Source organism: Pseudomonas sp. B33.4, from assembly GCF_034555375.1.
In the GTDB taxonomy this organism is placed as follows: Bacteria; Pseudomonadota; Gammaproteobacteria; order Pseudomonadales; family Pseudomonadaceae; genus Aquipseudomonas.
This window is the reverse complement of the sequence record NZ_CP140706.1, coordinates 2,489,959-2,503,111: the sequence shown is the minus strand read 5'-3', so window position 1 is coordinate 2,503,111 and position 13,153 is coordinate 2,489,959. Positions and strand designations below refer to the sequence as shown.

General features: G+C 55.9%; 13 protein-coding genes. 6 read left to right on the top strand and 7 right to left on the bottom strand.

From position 1 onward, the window contains the following. Positions 1-217 precede the first annotated feature (217 nt). Positions 218-1,390 (bottom strand): DUF3800 domain-containing protein, encoded by a 1,173-nt coding sequence (locus U6037_RS11060; protein ID WP_322846762.1) that lies wholly within the window; start codon positions 1,388-1,390, stop codon positions 218-220. Between the two features lie 81 nt (positions 1,391-1,471). Further along, on the bottom strand, positions 1,472-2,074 hold the full coding sequence (locus U6037_RS11055; protein WP_102902034.1) for a tRNA-(ms[2]io[6]A)-hydroxylase: 603 nt from the start codon (positions 2,072-2,074) through the stop codon (positions 1,472-1,474). Between the two features lie 159 nt (positions 2,075-2,233). On the opposite strand from U6037_RS11055, the gene U6037_RS11050 reads away from it, so the two are divergent. Continuing rightward, a complete protein-coding gene (locus tag U6037_RS11050) occupies positions 2,234-3,097 on the top strand; it encodes a universal stress protein (protein ID WP_322846761.1) in 864 nt (287 codons plus the stop codon). An 88-nt stretch (positions 3,098-3,185) separates the two neighbouring features. On the opposite strand, the gene U6037_RS11045 is transcribed toward U6037_RS11050, so the two are convergent. Next, on the bottom strand, positions 3,186-3,656 hold the full coding sequence (locus U6037_RS11045; protein WP_026000439.1) for a DUF1289 domain-containing protein: 471 nt from the start codon (positions 3,654-3,656) through the stop codon (positions 3,186-3,188). A gap of 468 nt (positions 3,657-4,124) precedes the next feature. Here U6037_RS11045 and acnB point away from each other — a divergent pair, with 468 nt between their 5' ends. Next, positions 4,125-6,734, top strand: coding sequence for a bifunctional aconitate hydratase 2/2-methylisocitrate dehydratase (acnB, locus tag U6037_RS11040; RefSeq protein ID WP_026000438.1), 2,610 nt, complete (start codon positions 4,125-4,127; stop codon positions 6,732-6,734). 51 nt (positions 6,735-6,785) lie between these two features. Here the strand turns inward: acnB and U6037_RS11035 are convergent, their stop codons facing one another. From U6037_RS11035 to U6037_RS11020, 4 genes are all read right to left on the bottom strand, one after another. Further along, positions 6,786-8,438, bottom strand: coding sequence for a SulP family inorganic anion transporter (locus tag U6037_RS11035; RefSeq protein ID WP_322846760.1), 1,653 nt, complete (start codon positions 8,436-8,438; stop codon positions 6,786-6,788). A gap of 80 nt (positions 8,439-8,518) precedes the next feature. Then, positions 8,519-9,799 carry an HAAAP family serine/threonine permease gene (locus U6037_RS11030; protein ID WP_322847306.1) on the bottom strand — a complete coding sequence of 427 codons (1,281 nt, stop codon included), beginning with the start codon at positions 9,797-9,799 and terminating at the stop codon, positions 8,519-8,521. 233 nt (positions 9,800-10,032) lie between these two features. Then, positions 10,033-10,215, bottom strand: a complete 183-nt coding sequence (locus U6037_RS11025; RefSeq protein WP_150751816.1) for a hypothetical protein — start codon at positions 10,213-10,215, stop codon at positions 10,033-10,035. A 69-nt stretch (positions 10,216-10,284) separates the two neighbouring features. Beyond that, positions 10,285-10,479, bottom strand: coding sequence for a hypothetical protein (locus tag U6037_RS11020; protein WP_034152472.1), 195 nt, complete (start codon positions 10,477-10,479; stop codon positions 10,285-10,287). 250 nt (positions 10,480-10,729) lie between these two features. Between U6037_RS11020 and U6037_RS11015 the strand changes: the two genes are divergently transcribed. The 4 genes from U6037_RS11015 to U6037_RS11000 all read left to right on the top strand — a co-directional run bounded on the left by U6037_RS11015 (position 10,730) and on the right by U6037_RS11000 (position 13,143). Next, positions 10,730-11,113 (top strand): tautomerase family protein, encoded by a 384-nt coding sequence (locus U6037_RS11015; RefSeq protein WP_127926760.1) that lies wholly within the window; start codon positions 10,730-10,732, stop codon positions 11,111-11,113. 218 nt (positions 11,114-11,331) lie between these two features. After that, positions 11,332-11,856, top strand: coding sequence for a cysteine hydrolase family protein (locus tag U6037_RS11010; RefSeq protein ID WP_322846759.1), 525 nt, complete (start codon positions 11,332-11,334; stop codon positions 11,854-11,856). Positions 11,857-12,210: 354 nt separating this feature from the next. Further along, positions 12,211-12,699 carry a DUF4822 domain-containing protein gene (locus U6037_RS11005; RefSeq protein ID WP_322846758.1) on the top strand — a complete coding sequence of 163 codons (489 nt, stop codon included), beginning with the start codon at positions 12,211-12,213 and terminating at the stop codon, positions 12,697-12,699. A 15-nt stretch (positions 12,700-12,714) separates the two neighbouring features. After that, on the top strand, positions 12,715-13,143 hold the full coding sequence (locus U6037_RS11000; RefSeq protein WP_322846757.1) for a hypothetical protein: 429 nt from the start codon (positions 12,715-12,717) through the stop codon (positions 13,141-13,143). Positions 13,144-13,153 lie beyond the last annotated feature (10 nt).

Genomic DNA, 13,153 nt, shown 5'->3' with positions numbered 1-13,153 from the left:
CGACCGTCTGCCGCCCATGTGTGAAGTGGCCGACATTATGGCGGCAATCACCGGCGAGGCGTTTGCTTCAGGCAGCAAAAACCGGCCGCTGGGGCCGGTTTTCGGTGATGTTTCATACTCTTAAGAGTTTTTAACAGTTGGCGATCAGTCTACAACCCCCTCTCGCCTGCTAAAACCTAGAAAAGGTCCTCCGACATGAAACGAGAACAATCGAGGTTCAAATACCCGAAAAATTAAGTGCTATGCGTTCAATCACTTGTTCGGGGGAGGGATGTTTTCTGATCCCGGTTTGATGAAACGCTTCGAACTCACACTGCATCGTTGCAGGGATCACAAGGTTCACCCCCACGCTGGTTTTCTTATCAAATCCGCCCATTAGTTCTTTATAAATCTCATGATATATATCATCCACCTCTCCATCCTGGCGGAAGAACTCAGCAAAATACCTACTGGTAAACCCTGCCAACACATCGGCAACCTGAACACCTATGGACTTAAGGGAGTCTGCAAACTCTAGTTCGACTCCATCCACGAAGGAAAAATCGGAATTAGGTGTCGGTGGGGAATTGGCCGGTGCAGAAAAATTCAACATCAGCTCTTTTATATCATTCAGAGCGCCATCGAAATGATCTTGTTTATCGTGTACGAAAATTACACCTGACAAATCACGATCATGCGCAACATTGACTCGTGCGAGAATATTAGTTAGCGATGACACATGAGGAAGCAAATAAACATCTTCTCCCCGTTTGTTCTTGTCTGGTATTGGAACAAACATTTTTATCGCTTTATCGCCCAACTGCTTCTTGAGGTCGTGATAGTCCTCTACGCTGGAGTCCATATGCTCAGCGAACTGCTTATATTCTCCAAAGCAATCTTCGCCTACGTAAAAGGACTTTATAGTACCCATTGATCGCAGAACTGACTCTTCGGTAGGACTACGGCAGCTCATGAAGAAGTCATTAAAATATTGATCTGGCATTTCTCTAGCCATATGATCAGAGATGAAATTTCGCATCTTTTGCATTTCTGCATTTGACTCATCACCAGTAAAATATGGCGGCAAAACCTGATGATTGACTATCGCAGTTGAAACATAATATCTCTTATCTACAGCCTCTACAAAAAAAGGAACACCTGCCTTTACCAACTCCTTTACCAAATCAAGTATAAATCCCGGCTTATCCTTGTAAATCTTGGTACTTTTAAGCTCGGCTGCTTGAACCTTATACTTTGCCTTCAGTGCATTTATGATTGACTCTATTGAATCAACCTCACGCAAACCAACAGCAGCCAAGGTAAAAAACGGTTGTCCCGCGAAGCCTAGTCCATTCTTCAGGCTCAGAACATCACCGCTATTCCCACTTTCATCCAAATAATACTTAACCATCAGAGTTCCCTTCTCATAAAAAACCAAATAGCAGCCAACTTTCACTGCCGTCACCAACTTTGGGGCAGTACACTATAAATCTTATGCAGGCACACCGCTGTGGAAGCGGAATTCTTCATCCGGCGACTCGATCAGTTCCTGCTCGGCGGCACGGACCTTGTCGATGACCTGAGCAATATCCTTCGCATCACCGTACTGATAGGCGAGTTTCAGATAACCCTGAAAATGCCGCGCTTCGCTTTTCAGCAGACCAAAGTAGAACTTGCCGAGTTCTTCGTCCAGATGCGGTACCAGCGCTTCGAAACGCTCGCAACTGCGCGCTTCGATAAATGCGCCAACCACCAGCGTATCCACCAGTTTCACCGGCTCATGGCTGCGCACCACCTTGCGCAAGCCCGAAGCATAACGGCCGGCGTGGAGCTGACGCAGTTCGATCTTGCGCCGTTTCATGATGCGCATGACCTGCTCGTGGTGCACCAGTTCTTCCCGGGCCAGACGCGACATCATGTTGATCAGGTCGACGTGGGAATGGTACTTGGCAATCAGGCTCAGGGCGGTGCTGGCAGCCTTGAACTCGCAGTTCTTGTGGTCGATCAGCAGGGTTTCCTGATCGGCCAGTGCGGCCTGAACCCAGGCGTCGGGGGTGCGGCAGCCAAGGAATTCGTGGATTTCGGGAAGGATCATGGGGCTCACGGTAAAAGGTGTTCGAGCGAAGGGCGCCGATTATACCGGCCTGCCCGCAGACCACCAGCCACCACCGTTGATATGCATCAAGTCGCGCACGATCGAGCAGCAACTATAGTTGTGCAACGCCGTGCCTTTTCTTTGCTGGAGACTCCGCTCATGCAAGCCATTCGCAGCATTCTGGTGGTCATCGAACCCGAACATTCGGAAAGCCTGGCGCTCAAGCGCGCCAAGTTGATCGCTGGCGTGACCCAGGCCCATCTGCACCTGCTGGTGTGCGACAAGAAGCACGATCACGCCGGCATGCTCGGCGTGCTCAAAGCTGCGCTGTTGGCCGACGGTTACAGCGTGACCACCGAACAGGCATGGAATGAAAGCCTGCACGAAACCATCATCGATGTGCAGCAGGCCGAGGGTTGCGGGCTGGTGATCAAGCAGCATTTCCCCGACAGCTCGCTGAAAAAAGCCTTGCTGACCCCGGCCGACTGGAAACTCCTGCGCCACTGCCCTACCCCGGTGCTGCTGGTGAAAACCGCCGGTTCGTGGAAGGACAAGGTGATTCTGGCAGCCGTTGACGTGGGCAATGCCGACGGCGAACACCGGCATCTGCACACGACGATCATTGATCATGGCTACGACATAGCCAGTCTGGCGAAAGCGCATCTGCATGTGATCGCGGCACATCCATCGCCGATGCTCTCGGCGGCTGACCCGACGCTACAACTGAGCGAAACCATCGCGGCGCGTTATCGCGAGCAATGCCGGGCGTTTCAGGCGGAGTTCGATGTCGATGATGAGCATCTGCACATCGAAGAAGGCCCGGCGGATGTGTTGATCCCGTTTATGGCGCACAAGCTGCAGGCGGCGGTGACCGTGATTGGCACCGTGGCACGCACCGGTTTGTCAGGGGCGTTGATCGGCAATACGGCGGAAGTGATTCTGGATGCGCTGGAGAGCGATGTGCTGGTACTCAAGCCGCAGGAGGTTGAGGATCATCTGGTGGAGCTGGCGGTGAAACATTAAAGATCAAAAGATCGCAGCCTTCGGCAGCTCCTACAGGTAGAAACGCATTCCCATGTAGGAGCTGCGGCACGCTGCGATCTTTTGACCTTCAGGCGCCGAAGGCGTCCTTGAGAAAACCCGGGGCGATGTAGCGCTGGTAGTGCGCTTCCGACAGCAGGAAAAATTCCCGATCAATGGCGTCACGCAATTCCGGCAGGCTCCAGTCGCGAAACTCCGGCAGCAACACCATTCCGTAAGCTTCCAGATTAATGATCACCCGCGCACCACGGGCAATCAGCTGATATGCCCAGCAATATTCCGACTGATGCGGCACGAAGCGGATCTTGCGCTGTTCCAACTGCTCGCGCAGGCGCGCCGAGTCGAAAATCTCGACCTTGGCCGCCATCACTTGTGACAGCAATTGCTCCAGACGCAGCCACACCGCGCGTTTTTCCTCCTCGTTATATCCATTCCAGTGGATCACTTCGTGGTGGAAACGCTTGCAGCCACGGCACACCAGATCACCGTAAACAGTGGAGCAGAGGCCGACGCAGGGGGTCTTGATGGTCTGATTGGGCATAAGATAGGCAAAACACTGAAACGCGGAACAGGTCGGCATGTTAGCCCTTTGTCAGGCATTGATCACCCCTCAAACATCAGGGTCTCAGCCGCACCGCGCGTTTGCCCCGGCCGCGCGCATTGCCACGAAAGTCCAATAGAGCCCGACTTACCTTTAAATTTTTTTTGCCGTAGAATCAGCCAGCCTTTTAAGGCGCCAATGTCCGTTAGAAGCTGTTTTCAAAGCGTCACGAGCACAGTCGTTCCTTCAGAGCGGTGTTGGCGAGGGATTTTTCCAGCGGGGAAGAATCCAGCGCCAACCCTCATCAGCTCCCCGTTCTGCAGGCGTAAAACTTTGAAAGCAGCTTCTGTAAGGAATTGCCGGTAATTCTGGCCGAACGACCCACAACGTCGTGAGGAGCATGAGTACGGCAATTTCGGGATGAGCGTCCCGGACACCCATTTGGGACCACTGATGAGGGTAATAACTGTGCTTGAAGCCTACCGCAAACATATCGAAGAGCGTGCAGCCCTGGGTATCGTTCCCCAGCCGCTTAACGCCGAACAAACAGCAGGCCTGGTCGAGCTGCTGAAAAACCCTCCGGCTGGCGAAGAAGAATTTCTCGTTGACCTGATCACCAATCGCATTCCACCAGGCGTGGACGAAGCTGCTTACGTTAAAGCCGGTTTCCTGTCTGCTCTGGCCAAGGGCGAAGTTTCCTCCCCGCTGCTGGACAAAAAGCGCGCTGTAGAACTGCTCGGCACCATGCAGGGCGGCTACAACATCGTCACTCTGGTTGACCTGCTGGACGACGCCGAGCTGGCGCCAGTCGCTGCCGCGCAACTCAAGCACACCCTGCTGATGTTCGATGCGTTCCACGACGTCGCGGAAAAGGCCAAGAACGGCAACGCTCACGCTAAAGCCGTGCTGCAGTCCTGGGCTGACGGCGAGTGGTTCAAGAACCGCCCGACCCTGGCCGACAAGATCAGCCTGCGCGTATTCAAGGTTACCGGCGAAACCAACACCGACGACCTCTCCCCTGCTCCTGATGCCTGGTCGCGTCCAGACATCCCGCTGCACGCCCTGGCCATGCTGAAAATGGCCCGTGACGGCATCGTTCCTGATCAGCAGGGCGCCATCGGCCCGATGAAGCAGATCGAAGAAATGCGCGGTCAAGGCTTCCCGATCGCTTACGTCGGTGACGTGGTCGGTACCGGTTCGTCGCGTAAATCCGCTACCAACTCGGTACTGTGGTTCTTCGGCGACGACGTTCCTTACGTGCCGAACAAGCGCGCTGGCGGTTTCTGCTTCGGCAGCAAAATCGCTCCGATCTTCTACAACACTATGGAAGATGCCGGCGCACTGCCAATCGAGTTCGACGTGTCCAACATGAACATGGGCGACGTGATCGACCTGTACCCGCATGCTGGCAAAGTCTGCAAACACGGCACCGACGAAGTTCTGACCACCTTCGAAATGAAAACCCCGGTGCTGTTGGACGAAGTCCGTGCCGGCGGCCGTATCCCGCTGATCATCGGCCGTGGCCTGACCGAGAAGGCTCGCGCCGAACTGGGTCTGCCACCGTTCGACCTGTTCAAGAAGCCTGATGCTCCGATCGAAAGCACCAAGGGTTACACCCTGGCGCAGAAAATGGTCGGCAAGGCTTGCGGTCTGGCAGAAGGCAAAGGCATCCGTCCTGGCACCTACTGCGAACCGAAGATGACCACCGTAGGTTCTCAAGACACCACCGGTCCAATGACCCGTGACGAACTGAAAGACCTGGCGTGCCTGGGCTTCTCCGCTGATCTGGTAATGCAGTCGTTCTGCCACACCGCGGCCTATCCAAAGCCGATCGACGTGACCACCCACCACACCCTGCCTGACTTCATCATGACCCGCGGCGGCGTTTCCCTGCGTCCGGGCGACGGCATCATCCACTCGTGGCTGAACCGCATGCTGCTGCCGGACACCGTCGGTACCGGTGGTGACTCGCACACCCGTTTCCCGATGGGCATTTCGTTCCCGGCCGGTTCCGGTCTGGTTGCGTTTGCTGCGGCCACCGGCGTTATGCCGCTGGACATGCCGGAATCGATCCTGGTGCGTTTCAAAGGCAAAATGAAGCCTGGCATCACCCTGCGTGACCTGGTTCATGCCATTCCGTACTTCGCCATCCAGAACGGTCTGCTGACCGTCGAGAAGAAAGGCAAGAAAAACGCCTTCTCCGGTCGCATCCTGGAAATCGAAGGTCTGGAAGGTCTGACCCTGGAGCAAGCGTTCGAACTGTCCGACGCCTCGGCCGAACGTTCGGCTGCCGGTTGCACCATCAAGCTGTCGAAAGAGTCGATCACCGAGTACCTGAACTCCAACATCACCCTGCTGCGCTGGATGATCGGCGAAGGCTACGGCGACGCGCGTACCCTGGAACGTCGTGCTCAAGCGATGGAAGCCTGGGTTGCCAACCCGGAACTGATGGAAGCCGATGCCGACGCCGAATACGCCGAAGTCATCGAAATCGATCTGGCCGACATCAGCGAGCCGGTACTGTGCGCGCCGAACGACCCGGACGACGCCCGTCTGCTGTCCAGCGTTGCTGGCGAGAAGATCGACGAAGTGTTCATCGGTTCGTGCATGACCAACATTGGTCACTTCCGCGCTGCCGGTAAACTGCTGGATCAGGTCAAGGGTCAGCTGCCAACCCGTCTGTGGCTGTCGCCGCCGACCAAGATGGACGCTCACCAACTGACCGAAGAAGGCTACTACGGCATCTACGGCAAGGCTGGCGCACGCATGGAAATGCCAGGCTGCTCGCTGTGCATGGGTAACCAGGCACGCGTTGAGCCGAACAGCACCGTGGTGTCGACGTCGACCCGTAACTTCCCGAACCGTCTGGGCGACGGCGCGAACGTCTACCTGGCTTCGGCTGAGCTGGCGTCCGTTGCTTCGATCCTGGGTCGCCTGCCGACCGTCGAGGAGTACATGGAATACGCTGGCAAGATCGACAGCATGGCGGCCGATATCTACCGCTACCTGTCCTTCGACCAGATCGCCGAGTTCCGTGAAGCTGCTGCGAACGCCAACATCCCGGTCGTTCAAGCCTAACGTTACAACGCAATGAAAAACGCCGCCCATCGTGAGATGAGCGGCGTTTTTTTATGCCTTGGGGTCTGGTTTGAGGGCTTTCTGCACGGCGCCATCGACGCTCAAACCGCTGAGGATCACACCGTTGGCCTGCACTTCAGGCAATGCGTCCAACACCGTCAGCGCTTCATGCTTGAGCCGCGCCAGAATCAATCGCTTGCCTTCCTGATGCACTCGCAGGAAAAACTCCTGCATCGCCTCAATACTGGTGCCATCCAGGTCAGGCGTCTCCTCAAGACTCAGAATCACCGTGTGCACCGGCACCTCTGCATGGCGGATCAGTCGCAGCGCCGCCCCCAGAATTCGTTCAACGTTGGCAAAAAACAACGCTTCACTCGGCCGAATGATCAGTACGCCGGGCTCCGCTTGCGCAATGGGATGACGCAGTACATCGACAAAGTCGTGCCCGCCATCAATCCGTCCCAATACTTGAATATCCGCTGCCGACATCTGTTTGAGCATCAACAGCACACTGATCGCCACCGAGACCAGCAAGCCGTCCAGCACGCCCAACATCAAAACGGCCGAGACCGCACAGATCACCAGCACACGATCCCGGCGCCAGATGAAGTAACGGCCCAGCGGCTGCAAACTCAAACCGCGACCCAATGCATGCATGACAATCGCGGCGAGAACCGGCTCCGGCGTCAGGGCAATCCATGGCAACACCGTCAGCACGATGATCAACACCACCAACGCAGCTACCCCGCCGGCCCAGCGAGACGTCGCCCCTGCGGCTTCATTTGCCGAGGTCGCCGAGTACCCTGCCCCTGCCGGCATGCCATGAAACAACCCGGAGAGCAGGTTCGACGCTCCCAGCGCCAACAGATCACGGTTTGAAGTGACGCGGTCGCCATGCTTGAGCGCGTAGGAACTGATCGACCCGTAAGACTCCGCATACAGAATCATCACCAACGCAAACCCCACCTCCCCCAGCCGTAGCCAGTCGGCGAAAGGCAGCACCGGCAGGTTGGGGACGTCCAGGCTGAGGTCGATAATGCCGATCATCTTCACACCATGCGCTGGCAGGTTCAGCCATTGCCCGGCGGCGATGCCGATCATTACCACCAGCAAGCCACCGGGTAGACGAGGGAATCGTGAAAACAACCCGAGCAGCACCAGTGCAACGGCAGCGACACCTGCGGCCGGCCAGTTCCATTGCGGCAGTTGCTCAAGCAGTTGCGGGGCGAAACGCACCAGATTGGCGTCGGTCAGATGCACGCCGACCACACTGGCGACCTGCTTGAGAATGATGGTCAGCGCCAGACCGAAGGCGAATCCACGCAAAACCGGTTTGGCGATGAAGGACGTGACACTGCCCAAACGAAAGGCCCCGGCCAGCAAAAACAACACACCCGCGACCAAGACCAGGCCAACCGCCAACGTGGAGCGCAACTGCGGGTCACCATTGGCCAGCGTTGCCGTCGCCGCCGCCAGCACTGCGGCCGAAGAGGAAGTGGCCGAGACAATCGCAAAGCGGCTGGTGCCGAACACCCCGTAGCAGATTAACCCGGCGAACAAAGCAATCACCCCGGCCTGAGGTGCCAGCGCGGCGATGGTCGAATACGCCACCGCTTCGGGCAGCAAGAGGCCGGCTATCGATAGGCCGGCCAGCACATCCCGCCAGCGACTGGGTGGTTCAACAGGTTGCGGGGCGCTCGACAATCCAATGTCTCCAGACGAAAAAAAGCCGCTGCATACACCGTATGCAGCGGCCACTGTAGCTGAGTCTCTGGAGTTGTGGTTTACGCGGTCAGCGAATAAATCAGCGCCGAAATCGCCACCAGACCTACTGCAGTGACAAACACATTGGACGCCTGACCACGATAACGCGCCATTGCTGGCACCTTGCGAATGGCGTACATCGGCATCAGGAACAGAATCGCCGCGATCACCGGGCCGCCGATCGTTTCGATCATGCCCAGAATGCTTGGGTTCAGGGTCGCCACGATCCAGCACACCACCAGCATGAACGCCGCCACAATACGGTCCAGTGCCTTGGCGCCCGGACGTTTGCCGCTCTTGACGATCAGACCTTTGAGACCTTCGCTGGCACCGATGTAGTGACCGAGGAAGGACTTGGAGATCGCCACAAACGCAATCAACGGTGCTGCGAAGGCAATGGTCGGATTGCTGAAATGGTTGGCCAGGTACGACAGGATCGACAGGTTCTGCGCCTTGGCTTCCGCGAGTTGTTCAGGCGTCAGGGTCAACACGCAGCTGAAGACGAAGAACAGCACCATCGCCACCATCAGCAGGTGTGCGCGGGACAGGATCTGCGAGCTGCGCTCTTCAGCATGCTCGCCATAGCGACGCTTCTGATCGACCGCAAACGCCGAAATGATCGGCGAATGGTTGAACGAGAACACCATCACCGGAATCGCCAGCCACAACGTGTGCAGCAGCGCGGACGGTGCCGGCACGTGCGAAGCGGTGGCGAGAATGCCGCCGTTCCAGTGTGGAATCAGGTACACCGCGAGAAATAACAGCGCGACGATAAACGGGTAAACCATCAGGCTCATCGCCTTGACGATCGCCTGCTCACCGCACCGCACCACCGCCAGCAAACCGAGGATCAGCACGAACGACAGCAACGCACGCGGAGGCGGCGTGATGTGCAACTGATGTTCGAGGAAACTGGCGACCGTATTGGTCAGACCGACGCTATAGATCAGCAGGATCGGGAAAATGGCGAAGAAGTACAGCAAGGTGATCAGCGCGCCGGCCTTGATGCCGAAATGCTGCTCGACCACTTCCGTGATATCAGCGCCTTCACGACCGGAAAGCACAAAGCGGGTCAGGCCACGGTGGGCGTAGAACGTCATCGGGAACGCCAGCAGCGCGAGGATCACCAGCGGCCAGAAGCCACCCAGACCTGCGTTGATCGGCAGAAACAGGGTGCCGGCGCCGATGGCCGTCCCAAACAGTCCCAACATCCAGGTGGTGTCCTGGCGATTCCAGCTCGAAAGTTCAGCGGGTGCTGCTGCATCAAAGCGCTCTTCGACGCTATTGGCCTGATCATTCATCCGGTCGGATCTCCGCATTCCGGTCACTTGCCACTCGGTCAGGACGCGTCGGAAAAAACCGACAGACATGCTCCGGCCGAAACAGGGGCGCGATTCTCCGCGATAAATGAGCAGAAGCAAAGACTTAGCTGAGGAATGGTTGTGCGGAGCAGATCCGTTTGGCGTCGTTTTCGGGAAATTATCTGTCGTAAACAGGTATTCATGATGTCGTTAACAGGCACATGCAAGGGTATTCAGATGGTTCGAGCCAACACCATCACGAAAGCGATCCCCACCGCGCCCATCAACATTCCAAGGCTAAACAGCAAAACCGTTTCACGCCTTTCGGCTTTGCGAAAGGGCTTCATGGCTTCTCTGAACTCAAACTCCTCTTGATACAGTCGGTTTATCCTGGCTCTGCTTTCCTCTGTGCTCATACTGCCCCCTTCCCTTTTTTTGGTGCTCTGAATCAACACGCATGCGCAACTGCAACCTGCTGCGCTCTCTTACAGCTTCAAATAAAGCCCAACGGCGGTGGCAATTGCAGTTAATGCCCCAGCCCCCACCACAAGGGGATACAAGAAAGTCTCAAGTTTCAGTTTTGCTTCCTCCGCCAAAAGCTTGCGCCTCTCCGCGCCGAGCTTTTGGGTTTCCGTTTGTAGCCTTTCGAGTTCCACATTTTTGTGGTCATCCAGATGCATGAACCTTCCTTGGCTGCTGACAGTTAACGCTCGGGAAGTTTTTCCATCCTGGACCACCTCCCATTGCTGCCCCATGATTTCGCGTTAACCGTCTGCCCGATAGCAGATGGCTCTGCCAAATGCGTAGGTAAAATCCGCGAGTTTCGTAGGTAGCCTCATACAAAAACAGCAAGGAGGTCATCACCCCACACTTTCAATTTGGTTGATATGTTCTAGCGTGAATGAGTCCCCTCCCCCAGAGTCTCTGCCCATGCCCCTCGTTCGCATCGACATCAAACAAAACCCCGACCCCACTTTCGCCAAACGCATCGGCGAGCAGATTTATTCCGCCCTGCGCAGTTGTATCGATGTGCCGGAGCACGACAACTTTCAGATCCTCACCGAGCACGACAGCCAGCATTTCGTCTATGACCCGCAGTATCTGGGAATCCAGCGCAGCGACGGCGTGGTGTTCATTCAGATCACCATCAGCGAAGGGCGCTCGATAGAGAAAAAACAGTTGCTGTTCAAAACCATCGCCGAAAGCCTGCACACCCAACTGGCGGTGCGCCTGGAAGACGTCTTCATCAATCTGGTCGAGGTAAAAAAAGAGAACTGGTCATTCGGCAATGGCGTCGCGCAGTACGTCACTTGATCCGCTCATTGACAGCCCGGTATCAGCGCCAGCATGATCGGCCCATGAACTTTCGCGCGCTGCAACTCACCCGTACCACCACGACCGCCACCGGCGGGTCGTGGTGTTTCTGTCTGAGGTAAATCCAGCGCAGCAAACCCAAGGCCCCGCCAGCAATGGACGGGGCCTTGTTGTTTCTCCCGTCCGTGCGGCATCTGCAGCACTCAAGGAGAAGCACCATGCCCGCAGCACTATTGATCATCGATATGCAGGTCGGCCTGTTCCATGGTCCGGAAAAGCCCTGCGACGGCGAACGGATTCTGGCCAATATCCAGCGCCTGATCGCTCAGGCCCGCGTGAGCCAAGTGCCAATCTTCGCCGTACGCCACACTGGCCCGGAAGGCTCACCGATTGCCGCTGGCAGCCCATTCTGGCAATTGCTGCCAGCGCTTGAACTGGACGCTGATCTCGACACCCTCTTCGACAAATCCCGCCCGAATGCCTTTCATGGCACTCAATTGGCTCGGCAACTCGAATCCGCGCAAGTCGATGACCTTTATATCGTCGGCATGAAAAGCCAGTTCTGCATCGACAGCACTTGCCGCGCCGCCGCAGACCTCGGTTTCAAGCCATTGCTGGTCGTTGACGCCCACACCTGCATGGACACTGCCGCGCTACCGGCCGCAACAATCATCCAGCATCACAACGCAACCCTCGGCGCTGCCTTCGCGCGTTTAATCAACAGCGCTGAAGTGACATTCTAGAAAAGCGCCCCCGAAATTGACGCAACCTGATCTCCTGAGGTTGCGTCAATCAGCCATTTGTAACCCCATCGGTTTTCCTGCAATAACGTGTAACCAACTAACTCAACCACGAACCGAATGACAGATATCACCTACAAACAAGTACATAACTTATCGACAATTCAGAATAACCCTACAACTTGCACACCTCAAAACAACTATCACAAAATATTACTTGAAAATAGAAAACAAGCCATTTGTTACAAGCAACTACCTGACTATTGAACAACCTTCCAGACGAGGGCTATATTTTTTACGCCCTGAACACGAATAACCAACAGAAAATTATTCTCAAGTTGATATAGAGGAGATCGCATGCACAAGAACATGATTATCGGTCTGTTACTCGCAGCGCTGTTTATCCCCCACGTCAGCGCTGCCCAAACGGCAAACGTGCACCAACTGGCCTCCTCGCCGCGATGGCTGACGACCAAGGTCTATGTCGACGGCGCCCCTGAAACCGACGTCAAGGCAAAGTACCCCGGCGTTGTCGGTATATCGACGTGGGATCCCGAGCGCAATCGATATGAGTTCTTTTACACCGATACAGGTGAGTCAAAGTACAACAAGGGTGGTGGCGGTTATTTCTTTGTCACCGGCGATCAGCAACAGCACATTCTTGTCCCCGATATCGGGCCGACCAAAACCGTAGTCAGGCGCCTGGAAACATTGAATGACCGAGAATTCACATATTCCCGGGAAGTGCCGCGAGACATGACCGACAACAACCCACTCGTACGTATTCACGTTGTTCACGAGCCGTATACCGGAACCGTAGAAACCAGGTCCGCCATCAAACAATAAAACCAGGAGTTCGATATGCAAAAGTCACTTAAAACCCTGCTGATGTCGACGTTGCTGGCCTCTTCGGTGTATTGCGCCGGGGTCAACGCACAAGCCGCCAGTCAACCCGCAAAAAATGCCGTCGCCACTGCCGACAACGCGATGATGCTGACCGTTTTTCTGAAACATGATCAAACCCGACCGTTAAGTGAACTCAAGGCCCAGCTCGCACAACAGGGTTTCCATAAAACCTTTCCCCCGGCCGGAGTCGAGGTGGTGAGCTGGAACATCATGATGGGAATTGGCCAAGTCGTTACCGTGCGTTTTCCTGTCTCGCGTCTGGCAGAAGTGAACCTTGCGCTGGAAAACACTGCCTGGGGCAGTTACCGCACCGAGTTCTATCCGACCTACGATTTCAAGCCGATCGCGATGGCTGAACAAGCCAAAGCCCAAGCGGGCCGATGATGCCGACAGC

Excerpts from the sequence above, each read along its gene's own strand:
- U6037_RS11060 (WP_322846762.1), bottom strand. The coding sequence starts at position 1,390 with ATGGTTAAGTATTATTTGGATGAAAGTGGGAATAGCGGTGATGTTCTG.
- U6037_RS11055 (WP_102902034.1), bottom strand. The coding sequence starts at position 2,074 with ATGATCCTTCCCGAAATCCACGAATTCCTTGGCTGCCGCACCCCCGAC.
- U6037_RS11050 (WP_322846761.1), top strand. The coding sequence starts at position 2,234 with ATGCAAGCCATTCGCAGCATTCTGGTGGTCATCGAACCCGAACATTCG.
- U6037_RS11045 (WP_026000439.1), bottom strand. The coding sequence starts at position 3,656 with ATGCCCAATCAGACCATCAAGACCCCCTGCGTCGGCCTCTGCTCCACT.
- U6037_RS11030 (WP_322847306.1), bottom strand. The coding sequence starts at position 9,799 with ATGAATGATCAGGCCAATAGCGTCGAAGAGCGCTTTGATGCAGCAGCA.
- U6037_RS11025 (WP_150751816.1), bottom strand. The coding sequence starts at position 10,215 with ATGAGCACAGAGGAAAGCAGAGCCAGGATAAACCGACTGTATCAAGAG.
- U6037_RS11020 (WP_034152472.1), bottom strand. The coding sequence starts at position 10,479 with ATGCATCTGGATGACCACAAAAATGTGGAACTCGAAAGGCTACAAACG.
- U6037_RS11015 (WP_127926760.1), top strand. The coding sequence starts at position 10,730 with ATGCCCCTCGTTCGCATCGACATCAAACAAAACCCCGACCCCACTTTC.
- U6037_RS11010 (WP_322846759.1), top strand. The coding sequence starts at position 11,332 with ATGCCCGCAGCACTATTGATCATCGATATGCAGGTCGGCCTGTTCCAT.
- U6037_RS11005 (WP_322846758.1), top strand. The coding sequence starts at position 12,211 with ATGCACAAGAACATGATTATCGGTCTGTTACTCGCAGCGCTGTTTATC.
- U6037_RS11000 (WP_322846757.1), top strand. The coding sequence starts at position 12,715 with ATGCAAAAGTCACTTAAAACCCTGCTGATGTCGACGTTGCTGGCCTCT.